The organism is Arthrobacter sp. KNU-44 (genome assembly GCF_051843155.1).
Classification (GTDB): Bacteria; Actinomycetota; Actinomycetes; order Actinomycetales; family Micrococcaceae; genus Arthrobacter.
The window spans coordinates 2,293,136-2,308,892 of the sequence record NZ_JBPXNG010000002.1 but is presented as its reverse complement, the minus strand read 5'-3'; the positions used below and the strand labels follow the sequence as shown (position 1 = coordinate 2,308,892).

The following is a 15,757-nucleotide window of genomic DNA, read 5'->3' as shown; positions in this document are numbered from 1 at the left end:
CTTGGCGATGGATCCTGCGCCGGGACCGCGGGGAGCCTCCCCTAGTCCGCCGGGTAGCTGATTCCCGCTTGGCTGCGCGCTTCATCCAGCAGGGACATCGTGGTCAAGGTATCTGCCAGCGGCATCGTGGGGCTCTCGAGAAGGCCCTGCTGCAGGCAGCGGATCACTTCGCGCAACTGGTATGTGTAGCCACGGCCGGCCAGGATGAATTTCTCCACCCGCTGCTCGCCTGAGCTGGAGGTAATGGCCAGTTCGGTCGGATTAAACAGCGGGGCGTTGCATCGGAGCATCCCCTTCGTGCCGCATACGGTGGCCGTTTGCGGGGTCGCCGCGGTCAACGAGGTCATGGCCTGGACCTGGGCTCCGGAAGGGTAGGACAAGGTCAGCGCGGTCTCGGAATCCACTCCGCCATCGGCGACATGGGCCGTGGCCGTGATCGACTGGGGGCGTCCCAGGCTGATCAGTGCCCACGTCAAGGGATAAACCCCCACGTCCATCAAGGCGCCTCCCCCGTCTTCGCGCTTCCACAGCCGCGATTCGGGATGGTGCGGCGCTGGAAATCCGAGGTCAGCTTGCAGCCACCGGATCTCGCCGAGTTCGCCGGATGCGATGATTTCCGCCGCCCGTTGCACGCTGGGCAGGAACCGGGTCCACACTGCCTCCATCAGGAACAGGTTCTTCTCCCGGGCCAGCCTGACCAGATCTGCTGCTTCACGGGAGTTGATGGTCAACGGCTTCTCGCACAACACGTGCTTCCCGGCTTCGAGGGCAGCTTTCGCCACGGAGTAGTGGCTCGCGTGCGGAGTTGCCACATACACAACGTCTACGGCGGGGTCCTGGAGCAAACGCTGATAACCCGGAAGCCCGTCGTCGTCACCGTAGGCGCTCTGGAAGCCGTGCTCGGCGGCGAACGCCTCCGCGTTTTCCTGGTTCCTGGAACTCACGGACTGCAGGACGGCGTCGGGCAGCAGCGCGAGGTCGCTGACGACGGTGGAGGCGATCCGTCCGGTGGAAATGACTCCCCACCGGACGGCATCGCCCGATGCAGGCACCGGGTCTTGATTCAGGGAATCCAGAAGCGGTGTCCTGACGAGCAGCGGTTCAGTTGCCGGTGTCAACGCGGGCACTGACCTTCCTGTAGTTCTGCCCGATCGAAGCTCGGAAATCCGGCTCGGGTGTGGCGTCCAGGGCAACGGGCCAGTCCGGGCGGAACCCGGCGAGCGCCCATGCCGCCTGCACTGCTGCCCCCCGCGCAACGTATTCACCCGGACTCGGAACCACCACCGGCAAGTCGAACACCTGGGCCGCGATCCGTTGGACAGCAGGGTTCTGCACGGCACCCCCGATCAGCAGCAACCGTTCCGCGCGGCCGCCCTGGGCACGCAGCGCGTCCAGACCTCCGGCGAGTCCACAAAGCATGCCTTCGATGGCCGCCCGGGCGATATTCGACCGGGTGGTAGAGGCGATGCTGAGCCCATGGAAGCTGGCTTTCGCGTGCGGCAGATTGGGGGTTCGTTCCCCTTCGAAATACGGCACCAGCACCACACCTCCCGCACCAGGTTCGGCTTCCAAGGCGAGCCGGGAAAGCCCGTCGAAGTCGACGTCGAGCACTGCGGCAACTGAGCTGAGCACACGGGCGGCGTTCAGCGTCACTGCGATGGGCAAGTACTCCCCGCTCGCATCCGCGAATCCCGCCACGGTCCCGCTCGCATCATGTCCGGGTGAGGAGTCGACGGCAAACACCGTACCGCTTGTGCCCACCGACACGACGACGTCGCCGGGTTTGGCTCCGAGTCCCAGCGCCGCGGCGGCGTTGTCCCCCGCCCCGACACCGAGCAGGATTCCGCCACCCAGCGCCTCGCTTGCGCCGGTGCCACCGAAACACGCCGGGTGCACGCGGCCTGCGGTTTCGCCCGGACCCAGCACCCGGGGAAGAACGACGACGCCGGGCGCCGCCGTCGCCGACCCGCCCGAGGCTTCCCGGGCGTCCTGGCCGAACGCCAATTTGAACAAGTCCAGATCGTAGCGTCCGGTCAGTGGGCTCCAGTAACCGGTGCCGCTGGCGTCCGAGCGGTCACTGGTGAGCTCGTCCAGGTCCGGCCCCAACGGGCTGGAGTCCGCCGGGCCGTAACCGCGGAGACGCCACGTGAGCCAGTCGTGAGGGAGCGCGACGGCGGCCACCCTCGCCATGCTTTCGGGTTCGTGGTCCCTGATCCAGCGGATCTTCGTGATCGTGAACGAAGCCACTGGCACCAGCCCGGTCCGCCGGGCGAAGTCCTCCACCCCTACTTCTGCGGTGAGGTCTTCCGCCGAGCCGGCCGAGCGCGTGTCGTTCCACAGCAAGGCTGGCCGCACCACATTGCCGTCGCGGTCCAGCAGCACCATCCCGTGCTGCTGGCCCCCTACGGACACTGCCTTGACATCGGCGAGGCCGCCGGCGTCGTCGAACGCTGCGGACAGAGCCTGCCACCACTCGTCGGGATGGACTTCCGTTCCCTCCGGGTGGCTCGCCCGGCCCGAACGCACGAGCGCACCGCTTTCCGCGTCCAGGACCACCACTTTGCAGCTTTGAGTAGAGGAATCAACCCCGGCAACAAGGTTCAAGGAAGCAGCGGCCACGGGATCAGCGCGCTCCGAGGAGGTGCTCGATGAAGAGCTGCTGGAGCTTCACGAAGCCGAAGCCCTTGCCGCCGAAGTAGGCATCGGCGTCGAATTCCTCATAGGCGGACTTGTCCGCACGCAACTGCTCGTAGCCTTCGCCTGGGTTCAGGGTAGGCTCGTTGATTTCAGCCACGCGGGACGCCTGGAGGGCTTCCTGGACCTCGGGGTCGGCACGGAATGCCTTGGCTCGCTCCTTGAGCAGCAAGTAGGTCTGCATGTTCGCGGCCGCAGAGTCCCACACGCCGTCGATGTCCTCGGTGCGGCTGGGCTTGTAGTCGAAGTGGCGCGGGCCCTGGTAGGACGGGCCGCCGTCGGGTCCGCCGTTTTCGAGCAGGTCCACCAAGGAGAAGGCGTTCTGCAGGTCACCGTGGCCGAACACCAGGTCCTGATCGAACTTGATGCTGCGCTGGCCGTTGAGGTCGATGTGGAAGAGCTTGCCCTGGTACAGGGCCTGGGCGATGCCGTGCGTGAAGTTCAAGCCCGCCATCTGCTCGTGGCCGGTTTCGGGGTTGATGCCCACGAGCTCCGGACGTTCCAGGGTTTCGATGAACGCCAGGGCGTGGCCCAAGGTGGGGAGCAGGATGTCCCCGCGGGGTTCGTTCGGCTTCGGTTCGATCGCGAAGCGGATGTTGTAGCCCTTGTCCGTGACGTAGTCGCCCAATAGGTTGACGGCCTCGCGATAGCGCTCCAGCGCGCCGCGGATGTCCTTGGCGGCGTCGTATTCGCTGCCTTCACGGCCGCCCCACATGACGAAGGTTTCGGCGCCCAGTTCAGCAGCGAGATCGATGTTGTCCAGCACCTTGCGCAAGGCGAAGCGGCGGACGCCGCGGTCATTGCTCGTAAAACCGCCGTCCTTGAAGACGGGGTGGCTGAACAGGTTGGTGGTGACCATGGGGACGATCATCCCTGTGGCCTTGAGCGCTCCCTGCAACCGGTCGATTTCGCGCTGGCGATCGGCAGCCGAGCAGCCGAAGGGGAACAGGTCGTTGTCGTGGAAAGTGATCCCGTAAGCGCCAAGATCGCTGAGCCGGTTGATGGCTTCCACGGTGTCCAGGGGAGGGCGGGTGGCTGAACCGAATTGGTCCTGCGCCTCCCATCCCACGGTCCAAAGGCCGAACGAGAACTTGTCTTCACGGGTGGGCTGAATCGTCATTGAGTGCTCCGGGTAGTCGATGTGGAGTTTGTTTCGCTATCCAACATATTACGAATCCCTGTGATGTCAACCACTTGGAGTTAACAAGATTTTTCATCCAGCTAACGGATTGTTCGCAAAAGATCTAGCGCGGCGGCTAACAAGCCGTTATGTTGTTGTGGACATCAAATAAGGCCGCAGAGCCCTCTAACGAAGGATTCAACCGTGACTGATCAGCTGGTGGCGGAACGCAACTGGGCAGGAAACTACAGCTACCAGGCACCGCAACTCGCCCATCCCACGAGCGTGGAGGAGCTCCAGGGGCTCGTGGCAGGCGCCAAGAAGATCCGCGCGCTCGGGTCCCGCCATTCCTTCAACTCCATCGCGGACACGGCCGGTACCCTCGTGGTGCTGGACCGTCTGGATCCTGGCATCAGTGTGGATGCGGCGAACATGACCGTCACAGTGAGCGGTGGTACGCGTTACGGGACACTCGCGGCAGAGCTCCAGCGCCAGGGTTTCGCCCTCCACAACCTCGCATCGCTCCCCCACATTTCGGTGGCAGGAGCTGTCGCCACTGCCACGCACGGTTCCGGTGACGCCAACGGCAACCTGGCCACCGCCGTCGCGGGCCTTGAACTGGTCATAGCGGACGGCAGCATTCTCAGCGTGCGCCGCGGCGACCCCGGCTTTGACGGCATGGTGGTGGGACTCGGCGCTCTCGGCATCGTCACCAGACTGACGCTGGACATCCAGCCAAGCTTCGACGTCGCCCAGAGCGTCTTCGAAAACCTCAACTGGGATCTCGTCCTGGAAAACTTCGACCAGATAACCTCCTCCGCGTATAGCGTCAGCCTGTTCACTGACTGGAGCGGAGAGACCGTAGGCCAGGCTTGGCTCAAGAGGCGCAGCGGCGATCCGGCACCGGAAACATCGGACTTCTTCGGTGGCACCCCGGCAACGGAAGCCCGGCACCCCCTTCCCGGAGTGTCTGGCAGTAACTGCACGCAGCAGCTCGGGATTGCCGGGCCGTGGTCCGACCGGCTGGCCCATTTCAGGATGGAATTCACCCCGAGCCAAGGCGACGAGCTGCAGAGTGAGTACCTCATCCCCCGTGAACACGCCGTGGACGCCCTCCGCACGATGCGCAGGCTCTCCGACGTCGTGACTCCGCTGCTGCTGATTGGCGAAATCCGCACGGTGGCGGCCGACCAGCTCTGGCTGAGTGCCAACTACGGCCGCGACGGCATCGGCTTGCACTTCACGTGGCGCCAGGACCAGCCGGCGGTCGAAGCCATCCTGCCTCTGCTTGAGGCGGAGCTGGCTCCGTTCGCGGCGAGGCCGCACTGGGGCAAGCTGTTCGACGCCGGTGCTGCCGCCGTCGCCCCTTTGTACCCTCGCTTCGGCGACTTCATCGCCCTGGCTGAGCGCCTGGATCCTTCCGGAAAGTTCCGCAACGACTTCCTGGACCGAACGGTGTTTGGGAGCTGATATTGTCGCGATGATGCCCTCGCCCACCCCACATCCCGTCACCGCAAGCGAGCCCGATCCTTCGCGGCGAAACAACCTGGCCCTGCTGACCTCCCTTGTCCATCACAACGGTGTACTCAGCCGCGCCCAGCTGACCAAACGCACAGGCTTGAACCGGTCGACGGTAGGGACGCTGATAGGGCAACTCGTGAACTTGGATGTGGTGTATGAGACGGCGCCTTCCGGTGAAGCCCAAGTGGGCAGGCCCAGCCCGATCGTCCATCCGCGGCCATCCATAGCCGCCCTTGCGGTCAACCCGGAGATCGACGCCGTCACCATCGGTCTTGTCGGCCTCGGGGGAAAGGTCCAGAAGAAGATCCGTTTCGACACCGAACGGATCCCGACGGCCAAAGAAGCCGTGAACATCGCCGCCGCAGTGATCGCCGGAATGCGGTCCGAGCTCGACACTTCGTACCGGGTCATGGGCGTGGGCATCGCGGTGCCCGGGCTCGTCAACCGCGACGACGGCGTGGTCCGGCACGCCCCGCATCTGGGCTGGCGCGATGAACCCATAGCCCGAATGCTCGGCGAAGCCACCGGATACCCGTGCCACGCGGCCAACGACGCATCGCTCGGCGCTGAGGGCGAACTCCTCTTCGGCGCCGGTGCGGGCCGGAAGAACCTGATCTTCCTCAACGGCGGCGCCAGCGGCATCGGCGGCGGAATCATCGCTGACGGGGAATTGCTGCGCGGAGCTTCCGGCTACGCCGGGGAACTTGGACACACGTTTGTCCGCTCGTCCGGCAAACCTTGCCACTGCGGCGCCGCGGGCTGCCTTGAAACCGAAGTCTCCCAGTCGCCCCTTTTTGAATTGGCCGGGATCGGCGGCGGCGATGCGGGCCAACTCGAGCAGGCGCTCCGCGCGAGCAGCAGCGATGCCGTGGCCGCCGAAGTGGCACGCCAGCTTGAGTATCTTGGCGTCGCCTTGCGGAATGCGGTGAACATTTTCAATCCGGAAGCGATCGTCCTGGATGGCTTCCTCGGCGTCTTGCACGCCCTGTCTCCAGGGACATTGGACAGCTCGCTCCGCTCGCAGGCGATGGACGGCCCGGCAGGCCAGGTGAAGATCTACCGGGCTGCCCTCGGCTCGGATCTGATGATGATAGGAGCGGCGGAACTCGCCTTCGCGCAGTTCCTTGCGGACCCTGCCGGTACCTTAGGTGCACTTCCTCTTCGTAAGGTCGACTATGTCCACTGACAGTTCGCCCATGGGCGAACACTTCGAACTCACGGCCAGCATCGGCGGCCGCTACCAGCGCGCGGTGCTGACGGAAGTCGCCGCGAGCCTGCGGGAGCTCGACGTCGACGGCGTAGCGCTGGTCCAGGACTATCCCGTCGATGCCCAACCGCCATGGTGCGCGGGCTGGGTCCTGGTCCCGTGGCCCAACCGGGTGGCTGGCGGTACGTGGAGCTACGACGGCGTCGCCCAACAACTGGACATCACCGAACCGGGCAACGGCAATGCCTTGCACGGATTGCTGACGCACACTCCGTATAGCGTCAGTGCCCGGACCGCTGACAGCATCACGCTCGACGCCGGCATCTCGCCGCAGTCGGGGTACCCGTTCGAGTTGTCTACGTCGGTCCGTTATCAACTCCTGGAGGACGGGCTGCTTGTCACGCACCGACTGGACAACAAGGGCCACCGGTCCGCGCCCGTCGCGCTGGGTGCACATCCTTTCCTCCGCCTTGGGAGCGTGCCGACGGAAGAACTCACGCTCTACATCAACGCCGATACCCACATTGAAGTGGACGACCGCCTGAACCCCAGCGGAATCACCACGGACGTCAGCGGAACCAGGAACGACTTCCGTGCCGGACAGCTGGTGGGCGCCGTTGACCTCGACGACGCGTGGGGCAATGTCCGCCGCGAGGACGATGGATGTTCACTGCACTATCTTGAAGCGCCCGACGGCAGCCAAGTCCAGATGTTCATGGATGCTTCCTTCGGCTACGTCCAAGCGTTTACCACCACGGAGTTCGCAGCCGACGGCGGCATGGTGACCGCCGTCGCGGTTGAACCGATGACGGCTCCCGCCGACGCCTTCAACAGTGGCGAAGGCCTGCGTTGGCTGGAACCCGGGGAGGTCTGGGAAGCCAGTTGGGGCATCCGGTACCTGACGACGCGCAAACTGCTCGGTGACACAGAAAAGGCCTGACTACTTCGCCCCCGGCCACCCCGTGTACGACTCCGCCATGTATGCCCGCGCGTGGCGCGAGGAGACCACGGAGTGGAGCTCGCCGAGCTGGCGGGCCCGGCCGAAGTCGTCCGAACCGGGGACAGTGTGCAGCATGGACGTCATCCAGTAGGAGAAATGCTGGGCCTTCCAAACCCGCTCGAGAGCGCGGTCGCTGTAGGACTCGAGAAGCGCGTTGGAACCGTTCGAGTAGTAGGATTCGAGGCCTTCGAAGAGCACTTTGACGTCATGGAGGGCCAAATTGAGGCCCTTGGCACCGGTCGGCGGGACGGTGTGGGCGGCGTCGCCGGCTAGGAACAGGTTCCCGTGGCGCATGGGCGTGTGGACGAAGCTGCGGAACGGCAGGACCATCTTCTCGAGGACGGGCCCCTCCTTGAGCTCAAAGCCGTTTCCGTTGACGCGTTTGCGGAATTCGGACCAAATGCGCTCGTCGTCCCAGTCGGCCACGTTTTCCTTGGGGTCGCACTGGAAGTACATGCGCTGCACGTTCTCCGTGCGCTGGCTGATCAGGGCGAAGCCGTTCTCGGAGTTGGCGTAGATCAGTTCATCCGAGCTTCGCGGAGCCTGGGCGAGGATGCCGAACCACGCGAAGGGGTATTCGTGGAAGTACCACTTGCGGTTGGCCTCGGGGATCTGGAAGCGGCAGTGGCTGCGGGAACCATCGGCGCCCACCAGGAAGTCCGCCTGGATTTCGAATTCCTGGCCCTCGGCATCGGTGAACCAGACCTTCGGTTTGCCTTCGAGGTCGTGGATGGTGGTATCCGTGACGCTGTACCGGACGTCGCCGCCGTCGTCCTTTCGCCGTGCGGCGAGGTCGAGGAAGACGTCAGTTTGCGGGTAGAGCCACACCGATTCCCCCACGAGCTCTTTGAAGTCGATCCTGTGGCTTTCGCCGTTGAAGCGCAGTTCGATCCCGTCATGCCGGTCGCCGTCGCGCAGCACCCGGTCCGAAACCCCGCTTTCCACGAGCAGGGCCACGGAGCCGTGTTCGAGGATGCCCGCACGGACGGTTTCGGCGATCCGCTGATGGCTGCGGACCTCGACCACCGTGGATTCGATCCCCGATGTGGCCAGCAGATGGGAGAGCATGAGGCCGGCCGGGCCCGCGCCTATGATGGCCACTTGGGTGGTGATGATCTTGCGTGCCAAAGTGTTCCTCGCTTCATTGCGGAACCGCGCCTGAAGGGCTGCGGAGGTTCTGCTGATCAGTGTGACCCGCACCGCAGGTTCGGCGTTAGATCAATTCCGTTGAACGGAAACGTTTAGGCGCTTCGCTGCTCCCCGAGCTGGCGGGCGATGCCGCGGGCCGCCGTCTGCAGCGCCGGCACCAGGGCCTGCAGGCGCATTTCAGCGAGGGGAACCACGACGCCGAGCGCAGCTATCGCGCGCCGCTTGCCGTCCGTGACCGGCACCGCGATGCCCCATGTGTCGGGATCCACCACGCCCGCGAGCTGCGCGTACCCTTGCTGGGCGGTTTCGGCCAAAAGGTGGCGGACGACGTCGGCCGTCACCTTGCCGGCCGGGTCACTGAACTGTTTGAGGTACTCGGCCTGCTGTTCCCGCGGCTGGCCTGCCATCAGGGCCAACCCGGCCGAAGAGATGTGAACCGGCATGCGGCCGGCAACGCGGGCGCGGTTGGCCACGGATCCCCTGCGGGACAGCCGCTCCACGAACAACGCCTCCCAACCATCGAGCACGGCAAGGTTCACGTTCTGGTTCAGGACCTGCTGGATGTCCTCCATGAACGGCAGTGCCGCTTGCCGGAGGGCCAGAGTGGGCGAATTCCGATTGACCAGCTCCCACAACCTCAGGCCCAATCGGACATTTCCGCCAACGCCGAGTTCAAGAAGTCCGTGTTCGGCTAGCTGCCGGACCAGGCGATGGGCGCTTGAGAGGGGCAAGCCAGCGGTCTCCGCAAGTTCGGAGAGGCGCAATGATGTGGCGTCCTCGGGGAAGGCCTCGATGATCCGGACGATGCGATCCACCACTGAATCACCGGACGCCGAGTTAGCCAATGCGCTTTCCTCCCTTCCCGCGGATTCCATTGAATGGTAGGCTCAAGTTTACTGCGGTTCGGCGGGATCCGCCGAGGCATCCTTGAGTTCCCGCCGCGAGATCTCCAAGCCGATCGCGTCGTAGTGCGCCAGCACTACCGGAGAGGCCGATGTACTGGGCTCATCCAGCAGGCCAAAGGCGAAATCACTGGCGGCCAGAAGTTCTTCATCGGAGCACTTGTCCAGCGGTTGGAATCCCGCCGCATCGATCGAGGCTCCGAATTCGCCCGTAATCTCGAACGATTTCGATCCCGTTGCGGCCCCGAGCGGGAGGCTGGCAGGCTTGTCCGTAAATTCCAGGGAAACTCCGGATCCGCTGACGAGGCCAACTTCCGTGGTTCCGCCGTCGATCGCATTGAGGTCGTTGCGGAGTCCGGCCAGGGCCTGCGACTCGACGATCGCGGCGCGGGAAAAGCCCACTCTGATGTGGGAGGTGACGCCCATTCGCCGAATCCGGCGAACGATGTGAACGAGCGCGGGCCTCGAATCTTGATTCAGGCTCCCCCGCACGTCGATTTCGACTGCGTCGGTGGAAACATCGAATTTTACGAGGGCGTGCAATCTGCGGTCCATAGGTACTCCAAAAGAGGTGTCTATGGCCGACGGCTCAACCTTGAGAAGCCTATCCCCTGGAATCCCCGTTGTACACCCGCCGCGTTGGGCGATCAGAGGGCTGGAGTCATCCCGCCCGGCTGCGGCCCGGCTCCTGGGCCGGCTCTTCGAAGTGGGTCAGGGTGCCCGCTGCGTCAACGGAATCCACCAAGGACTTGGCGACGTCGCGCAATTTCATGTTGCGATTGCTCGATGCCTCCGTCAGGATCCGGACGGCGTCCTCCTGGCTGCAGCGGCTTTGTGCCATGACAATTCCGACTGCTACGTCAATGACTGTGCGGGACTCCATGGCCGCGCGGAGATTCTTTGCACTGTCCGCATGGAGGGCGAATCTGATGGCAAGGCGCAGCGCCTGCGATACTTCACGTGTGTATCCGCGGGCCCGGTCTGCGGCCCTTTCGTTGAACTTGTAAGGAGCTTCGGAGTAGAGGTTGAGCGCCGCTTTGGCCTCTCCCTCCAGGTTGAAAGGCAACGACAACACCGACCTCAGCCCGTGCGACGCAACGGCATTCGCATAGTCAGGGCCCCAGCGGTTCTCCTCAAGAAGATCCGGGACGTGGACTTCCCGTTCCTCTTCGGCAGCCGTCAAGCATGGCCCCTGGGCCAAGGAATACTGGATCTCGTCCACTTCGCGCGCCGCATCACTGCTCCAACCAATAGTCAGCGCCTTCCGCTCGCGCAGCAGCGTGATCCCGCACAGCGCATCATCGCCGTCACCCGCCATCTGGTGCGCCGAAAACCGGGCCAGCTCGTTGAGGAAGTCCTCGAAATCAGCACTCTCCAGGATCAGGTTCTGGATTCGCTCGATGGTGGTCGGAGTGGAATCTGCAGGAAGCATGGCACGTTCTCCCGGTAAATATGCTGATTGGGGCATGTGGAAATAATAAGTCCCTTTACATAAGGTCCCACACGGTTGGCATTTGGGAAACGCCTAGCCCGAAGTGAGTTCCTGGACCCGGGACCATGCCGCGGGCGCCAATATCACCGCGACGCCGACGGCGGCCCCGATCACCGTCTCGACGATGCGGTCCCGCAGCAAGAGCCCGGGCGGGACGTTGGCCACCAGCAGAGTGGAAATGAGTGCGAGCGGGGTGACGAATATCTGTGCAACAAGATATTGGCGCGCGATGAACAGCTCAGCCCCGAACTGGCATACGGCAATCACCAACACCATCTGCCACGGCGCCGGGCCGAGCCAGAGAATTCCGGCCAACACCAGCAACCCGAACAGGGTCCCAACGATCCGTTGGATTCCGCGTTGCACCCGATGCCGGGTGCTGCGCCCCACCAAAGGAACCACTGCCGCCACCATGGCCCAATAGCCGTGTCCGAACCCGAGCCATTGCCCAGCCAAGGTGGCAAGCGTTCCGGCGAGCCCGGCCGCCACGAAGTAGCCTAAGCCTTCAAGCCAGGCCGCCCGGATTTCCTGCGGCAATAAGCGGTCCGCCGGCGGTCGCTTCCAGGGCGTCCGGTGGCTCGGGACTACCCGTGCTGACATTCCGATGAGCAACGCCAACACAGCGGTCAAAACAGCGGCCAGCATCCCTTCCCAGAGCGGCGGCTGCTGAGGCACGGAGGCGATCGCGGCGAAAGCGAAAATATGGAAGAGCGAACCTGCCGGGCGAAGCCTCCAAAGCGCAGTAACCACGGAGCAAAATGCGGCAACCAACGTGGTGCCAAGCGTGAGGATCCACACGTACGCGCCAGAGCCCTGTCCAAACCTGGCGGTCAGTGTGGCGAGCAGGATGATGCCCAGGAGCAGCGAACCGGCCCGGAGCTGGCTTCGAAAACGGTGGCGGTGGGGCTCGTTGCGGCCATAGATATTCGTGAACGCGGCAAAGCTGGCGAAAACCACAAGGTCCAGCCGTCCGAACAGCACGAGGGTGATCAACGGCAGGAAGACGCCCGCTGCGCAGCGCACAGCCGGGTGATGGTCCTTGTTCCCGGGACCGATCCTGAACATCTCTGCCAGGGCGTTCAACGGATTGCCTGCCTCTGCTTGCTTCTTTTGAGCGCTGTAGTGCTCAACTAATACTGCCCGACGGCGGCATTGGCATCCGTTACGAGCTTACGTCGGGCGGCTCAAGGTAGACCGATCAGCTTCCGTTGAATGGAAAGAGGATGCCGGTCCCGACGGGCCGTTGGTTCCGACACGCTGGCCGGACCCAACGGCCCAAAAGAGAGCCTCAGCTGAGGTTCGCGACGCCGGGGTAAAGCGGGTGCGCGGCGGCGAGTGCCTCCACGCGGTGACGCAGGCCGGAGAGGTCCGCGCCGGCGTCGGCGATCAGTGCCTCGGCGATGATGTCCGCAACCTCGCGGAACGCCGCTTCACCGAAACCGCGGGTGGCCAGTGCCGGGGTGCCGATCCGCAGGCCGGAGGTGACCATCGGCGGGCGCGGGTCGAAGGGAACCGCGTTGCGGTTCACGGTGATCTCGATCGCTGCGAGGCGGTCTTCGGCCTGCTGGCCGTCGAGTTCGCAGTGGCGCAGGTCCACGAGCACCAGGTGCACGTCGGTGCCGCCGGAAATCACGGAGATCCCCTTGGCCGTGACGTCGTCCTGGACGAGGCGTTCGGCCAGGATCCGGGCACCGGCCAGCACACGCTCCTGGCGTTCCTTGAACTCTTCCGAGCCGGCGATCTTGAAGGCCACGGCCTTGCCGGCGATCACGTGCTCCAACGGGCCGCCCTGCTGGCCCGGGAAGACCGCGGAGTTGATCTTCTTGGCGATGTCGGCATCGTTGGAAAGGATGATCCCCCCGCGCGGACCCGCGAGGGTCTTGTGCGTCGTCGACGTCGTCACGTGCGCGTGCGGGACCGGGGACGGGTGCAGCCCCGCGGCCACGAGGCCGGCGAAGTGCGCCATGTCCACCATGAGGTACGCGCCCACCAGGTCCGCGATCCGCCGGAACTCCGCGAAGTCCAGCTGCCGCGCATAGGCGGACCAGCCCGCCACGATCAGCGCCGGCTTGTGCTCCAGCGCCAGGCGCTCCACCTCGGCCATGTCGATCCGGTGGTCCTCTTCACGGACCTGGTACGGGACCACGTTGTACAGGCGGCCGGAGAAGTTGATCCGCATGCCGTGGGTCAGGTGACCGCCGTGGGCCAGGTTCAAGCCCATGATGGTGTCGCCCGGCTTGATCAGGGCGTGCATCACCGAAGCGTTCGCCTGCGCGCCGGAGTGCGGCTGCACGTTCGCGTACCCGGCACCGAAGAGGGCCTTCACCCGGTCGATCGCGAGCTGCTCGATGACGTCCACGTGCTCGCAGCCACCGTAGTAGCGCTTTCCCGGGTAGCCCTCGGCATACTTGTTCGTCAGCACCGAACCCTGCGCCTGCATCACGGCCACCGCGGTGTGGTTCTCGGAGGCGATCATTTCCAGGCCCGACCGCTGGCGGTTCAGCTCATCGTCGATCTTCGCCGCGATCTCCGGATCCAGCACGGACAACACCGCGTCCAGGGACGGCGAAACGACCTGCTCGAACACAATGTTCTCGGTGCCCGCGGCCCCGGTCGCGGCGCTCACAGCTCGCCACCGTTCTTGGAAGCGTATTCCTCGGCGGAAAGCAGCGGACCGTCGGACTCGGCGGCGACCTTGAAGAGCCAGCCCGCACCATACGGATCGTTGTTGATCAGCGCAGGATCGTCGACGACGGCGGAGTTCACTTCCGTGACCTCCCCCGTCACCGGGGAGTACAGGTCAGAGACGGACTTGGTGGACTCCACCTCGCCGCAGGTCTCCCCCGCAGTCACAGCGGAACCAACCTCGGGCAAGTCAACATACACGATGTCGCCGAGGGCATCGGTGGCCACGGCGGAGATGCCGACGGACACAAGATTGCCGGCTTCGCGGGCAACCCACTCGTGCTCGTCGGAGTACTGGAGTTCAGGTGCAACTTTTGCCATGTTTTTTCCTTTGCGTTGGTCTAAGAAAACAGTTGTGGTCAGGTTACGCGGCGGGGGCCGCCATCCTCTGCGTGCTGCTCCTTCGTCGCTTTGACGCACGCTGCCGGATGCCGCTCCCCCACCGCTAGAGGCTTGTTCAGTTTTCGGGGCTCACCGTTCCGGAAAAGAACGCTGGCCCTTCGGGATTCAGTTATGGGCCCGTGGTTCCCGTGGGCCTCACCCTCGGCAGGTAGCTCATCCTCCATAAGCTAAACCGGAGGTGAGCTGAGCCGCAGGTGAGATGCAGGGCCCCATCGGGTGCCGGCATCCGGCAGCATGCGTCTAAGGGAGCGACACGTCCGCTCAGCGGGCGTCTTCGCGACCGAGCATGCAGAGGATGTCGGACCCGACGGGCTAAACGCAACCACGGTCACGCAACCCACCGGGAGCGTCACGTCCGCCCAGCGGGCGTCTTCGCGACCGAGCACGCGGAGGATTCTTCCGTCCCGCGGCTCCCAGCCACCCACCGAAGCCGACGGGCTTAAGGCGACACGGCCTACTTAACCCGCTTATAGAACGGCAGTGCGACAACCTCGAACGGTTCAGCCTTGCCGCGCAGGTCTACGTCCAGGGCCGTGCCTGGCTCGGCGTGTTCGACGTCGACATAGGCCAACGCCACGGGGTAGCCGAGGGTGGGGCTGGGCTGGCCGGAGGTGACTTCGCCGACCACTACGCCGTCCTTGAGGACCGGGTAGTGGCTGCGGCCGGCGCGGCGGCCCAGGCCCTTGAGGCCAACCAGCTTGCGGCCGCTGGTGGATCCGGCGCCCTCAGCCTTCAGGGCTTCGAGGGCGGCGCGGCCTACGAAGTCGCTTTCCTTGGCGAGCGAGACGACCGGGCCCAGGCCCGCCGAGAAGGGGTTGCCTTCGCGGGAGAGCTCGTTGCCGTAGAGCGGCATGCCGGCTTCGAGACGCAGGGAGTCACGCGAGGCCAGGCCGGCGGGGATCAGCTCGCCGTCTTGGGCAACTGCCGCGATTGCTTGCCACAGGGCGGCGGCATCGTTGTCCACGAAGATTTCGAAGCCGTCCTCACCGGTGTAACCGGTGCGGGCGAGGAGCAGTTCCGTGATGCTCCCGGCAAAGGTGAAGGGCACCTCGACGGCGGCGTAGTACTTCAGCTCGGTGACCAGGGCGTGCTGTTCCGCCGGGACCAAACGCAGGAGGATTTCTTCCGCCTTGGGACCCTGGACGGCGATCAGCGAGGTCGCTGCGGAGGCGTCCTCGACGACGACGTCGAAGTTGGCAGCCCGCTGCGCCAGTGCCTCGGCAACAACCTTGGCGTTGCCGGCGTTTGGAACCACCAGGAACTTGGAATCGCCACGGCGGTAGGTGATGAGGTCGTCGATGATGCCGCCGTCTTCCTGGCAGATCAGCGAGTACTTGGCCTTGCCGATCGACATGGCGGAGATCTTGCCCACCAAGGCGTAGTCCAGGAAAGCGGCCGCGTCCGGGCCGCTGACCCAGACTTCGCCCATGTGGGAAAGGTCGAACAGGCCTGCGGACTGGCGGACGGCGTGGTGCTCGGCCAGTTCGGAGGAGTACTTCAGGGGCATCTGCCAGCCACCGAAATCGGTGAAGGAAGCGCCGAGCTTCTTGTGCTCTTCGTAGAGCGCAGTGTAGTTCTCAGTCAT

General features: G+C 64.7%; 14 protein-coding genes. 3 read left to right on the top strand and 11 right to left on the bottom strand.

Features of this window, described 5'->3' with window-relative positions; all coding sequences use genetic code 11:
- Positions 1-41: 41 nt before the first annotated feature.
- From ACSVHC_RS11735 to xylA, 3 genes are read right to left on the bottom strand one after another with little or no spacing between them, the layout of a single operon-like run.
- Positions 42-1,127 (bottom strand): Gfo/Idh/MocA family protein, encoded by a 1,086-nt coding sequence (locus ACSVHC_RS11735; protein ID WP_437771848.1) that lies wholly within the window; start codon positions 1,125-1,127, stop codon positions 42-44.
- Positions 1,102-2,604, bottom strand: a complete 1,503-nt coding sequence (xylB, locus tag ACSVHC_RS11730; RefSeq protein ID WP_437774099.1) for a xylulokinase — start codon at positions 2,602-2,604, stop codon at positions 1,102-1,104. The genes ACSVHC_RS11735 and xylB overlap by 26 nt, the downstream gene beginning before the upstream one ends.
- 19 nt (positions 2,605-2,623) lie before the next feature.
- Positions 2,624-3,814, bottom strand: coding sequence for a xylose isomerase (gene xylA / locus ACSVHC_RS11725; protein WP_439180953.1), 1,191 nt, complete (start codon positions 3,812-3,814; stop codon positions 2,624-2,626).
- Positions 3,815-4,018: 204 nt separating this feature from the next.
- Here xylA and ACSVHC_RS11720 point away from each other — a divergent pair, with 204 nt between their 5' ends.
- From ACSVHC_RS11720 to ACSVHC_RS11710, 3 genes are read left to right on the top strand one after another with little or no spacing between them, the layout of a single operon-like run.
- The gene (locus ACSVHC_RS11720) at positions 4,019-5,284 is read left to right on the top strand and encodes an FAD-binding protein (protein ID WP_437771850.1); all 1,266 of its coding nucleotides are present in this window, start codon (positions 4,019-4,021) and stop codon (positions 5,282-5,284) included.
- A gap of 13 nt (positions 5,285-5,297) precedes the next feature.
- Positions 5,298-6,521 carry an ROK family protein gene (locus tag ACSVHC_RS11715; RefSeq protein WP_439180952.1) on the top strand — a complete coding sequence of 408 codons (1,224 nt, stop codon included), beginning with the start codon at positions 5,298-5,300 and terminating at the stop codon, positions 6,519-6,521.
- Positions 6,511-7,482 (top strand): aldose 1-epimerase family protein, encoded by a 972-nt coding sequence (locus ACSVHC_RS11710; RefSeq protein ID WP_439180951.1) that lies wholly within the window; start codon positions 6,511-6,513, stop codon positions 7,480-7,482. Before ACSVHC_RS11715 ends, ACSVHC_RS11710 begins: the two co-directional genes overlap by 11 nt.
- On the opposite strand, the gene ACSVHC_RS11705 is transcribed toward ACSVHC_RS11710, so the two are convergent.
- From ACSVHC_RS11705 to gcvT, 8 genes are all read right to left on the bottom strand, one after another.
- Positions 7,483-8,670: a 4-hydroxybenzoate 3-monooxygenase gene (locus ACSVHC_RS11705; protein ID WP_439180950.1), complete on the bottom strand. Its 1,188-nt coding sequence runs from the start codon at positions 8,668-8,670 to the stop codon at positions 7,483-7,485.
- 113 nt (positions 8,671-8,783) lie between these two features.
- Positions 8,784-9,536 carry an IclR family transcriptional regulator gene (locus tag ACSVHC_RS11700; protein WP_437771854.1) on the bottom strand — a complete coding sequence of 251 codons (753 nt, stop codon included), beginning with the start codon at positions 9,534-9,536 and terminating at the stop codon, positions 8,784-8,786.
- 48 nt (positions 9,537-9,584) lie between these two features.
- On the bottom strand, positions 9,585-10,148 hold the full coding sequence (locus ACSVHC_RS11695) for a hypothetical protein (protein WP_437771855.1): 564 nt from the start codon (positions 10,146-10,148) through the stop codon (positions 9,585-9,587).
- A gap of 106 nt (positions 10,149-10,254) precedes the next feature.
- Positions 10,255-11,025 carry a GAF and ANTAR domain-containing protein gene (locus ACSVHC_RS11690; RefSeq protein WP_439181386.1) on the bottom strand — a complete coding sequence of 257 codons (771 nt, stop codon included), beginning with the start codon at positions 11,023-11,025 and terminating at the stop codon, positions 10,255-10,257.
- A 93-nt stretch (positions 11,026-11,118) separates the two neighbouring features.
- Positions 11,119-12,168, bottom strand: coding sequence for an FUSC family protein (locus tag ACSVHC_RS11685; protein WP_437771856.1), 1,050 nt, complete (start codon positions 12,166-12,168; stop codon positions 11,119-11,121).
- 205 nt (positions 12,169-12,373) lie between these two features.
- Positions 12,374-13,711 carry a serine hydroxymethyltransferase gene (gene glyA, locus ACSVHC_RS11680; protein WP_439180949.1) on the bottom strand — a complete coding sequence of 446 codons (1,338 nt, stop codon included), beginning with the start codon at positions 13,709-13,711 and terminating at the stop codon, positions 12,374-12,376.
- Positions 13,708-14,091, bottom strand: a complete 384-nt coding sequence (gcvH, locus tag ACSVHC_RS11675) for a glycine cleavage system protein GcvH (protein WP_268024860.1) — start codon at positions 14,089-14,091, stop codon at positions 13,708-13,710. Before gcvH ends, glyA begins: the two co-directional genes overlap by 4 nt.
- 535 nt (positions 14,092-14,626) lie before the next feature.
- Positions 14,627-15,757 carry a glycine cleavage system aminomethyltransferase GcvT gene (gene gcvT, locus ACSVHC_RS11670; RefSeq protein WP_439180948.1) on the bottom strand — a complete coding sequence of 377 codons (1,131 nt, stop codon included), beginning with the start codon at positions 15,755-15,757 and terminating at the stop codon, positions 14,627-14,629.

Coding starts and splice junctions, on each gene's coding strand:
- ACSVHC_RS11715 (WP_439180952.1), top strand. CDS start 5,298: ATGCCCTCGCCCACCCCACATCCCGTCACCGCAAGCGAGCCCGATCCT.
- xylA (WP_439180953.1), bottom strand. CDS start 3,814: ATGACGATTCAGCCCACCCGTGAAGACAAGTTCTCGTTCGGCCTTTGG.
- ACSVHC_RS11695 (WP_437771855.1), bottom strand. CDS start 10,148: ATGGACCGCAGATTGCACGCCCTCGTAAAATTCGATGTTTCCACCGAC.
- gcvT (WP_439180948.1), bottom strand. CDS start 15,757: ATGACTGAGAACTACACTGCGCTCTACGAAGAGCACAAGAAGCTCGGC.
- gcvH (WP_268024860.1), bottom strand. CDS start 14,091: ATGGCAAAAGTTGCACCTGAACTCCAGTACTCCGACGAGCACGAGTGG.
- ACSVHC_RS11710 (WP_439180951.1), top strand. CDS start 6,511: ATGTCCACTGACAGTTCGCCCATGGGCGAACACTTCGAACTCACGGCC.
- ACSVHC_RS11690 (WP_439181386.1), bottom strand. CDS start 11,025: ATGCTTCCTGCAGATTCCACTCCGACCACCATCGAGCGAATCCAGAAC.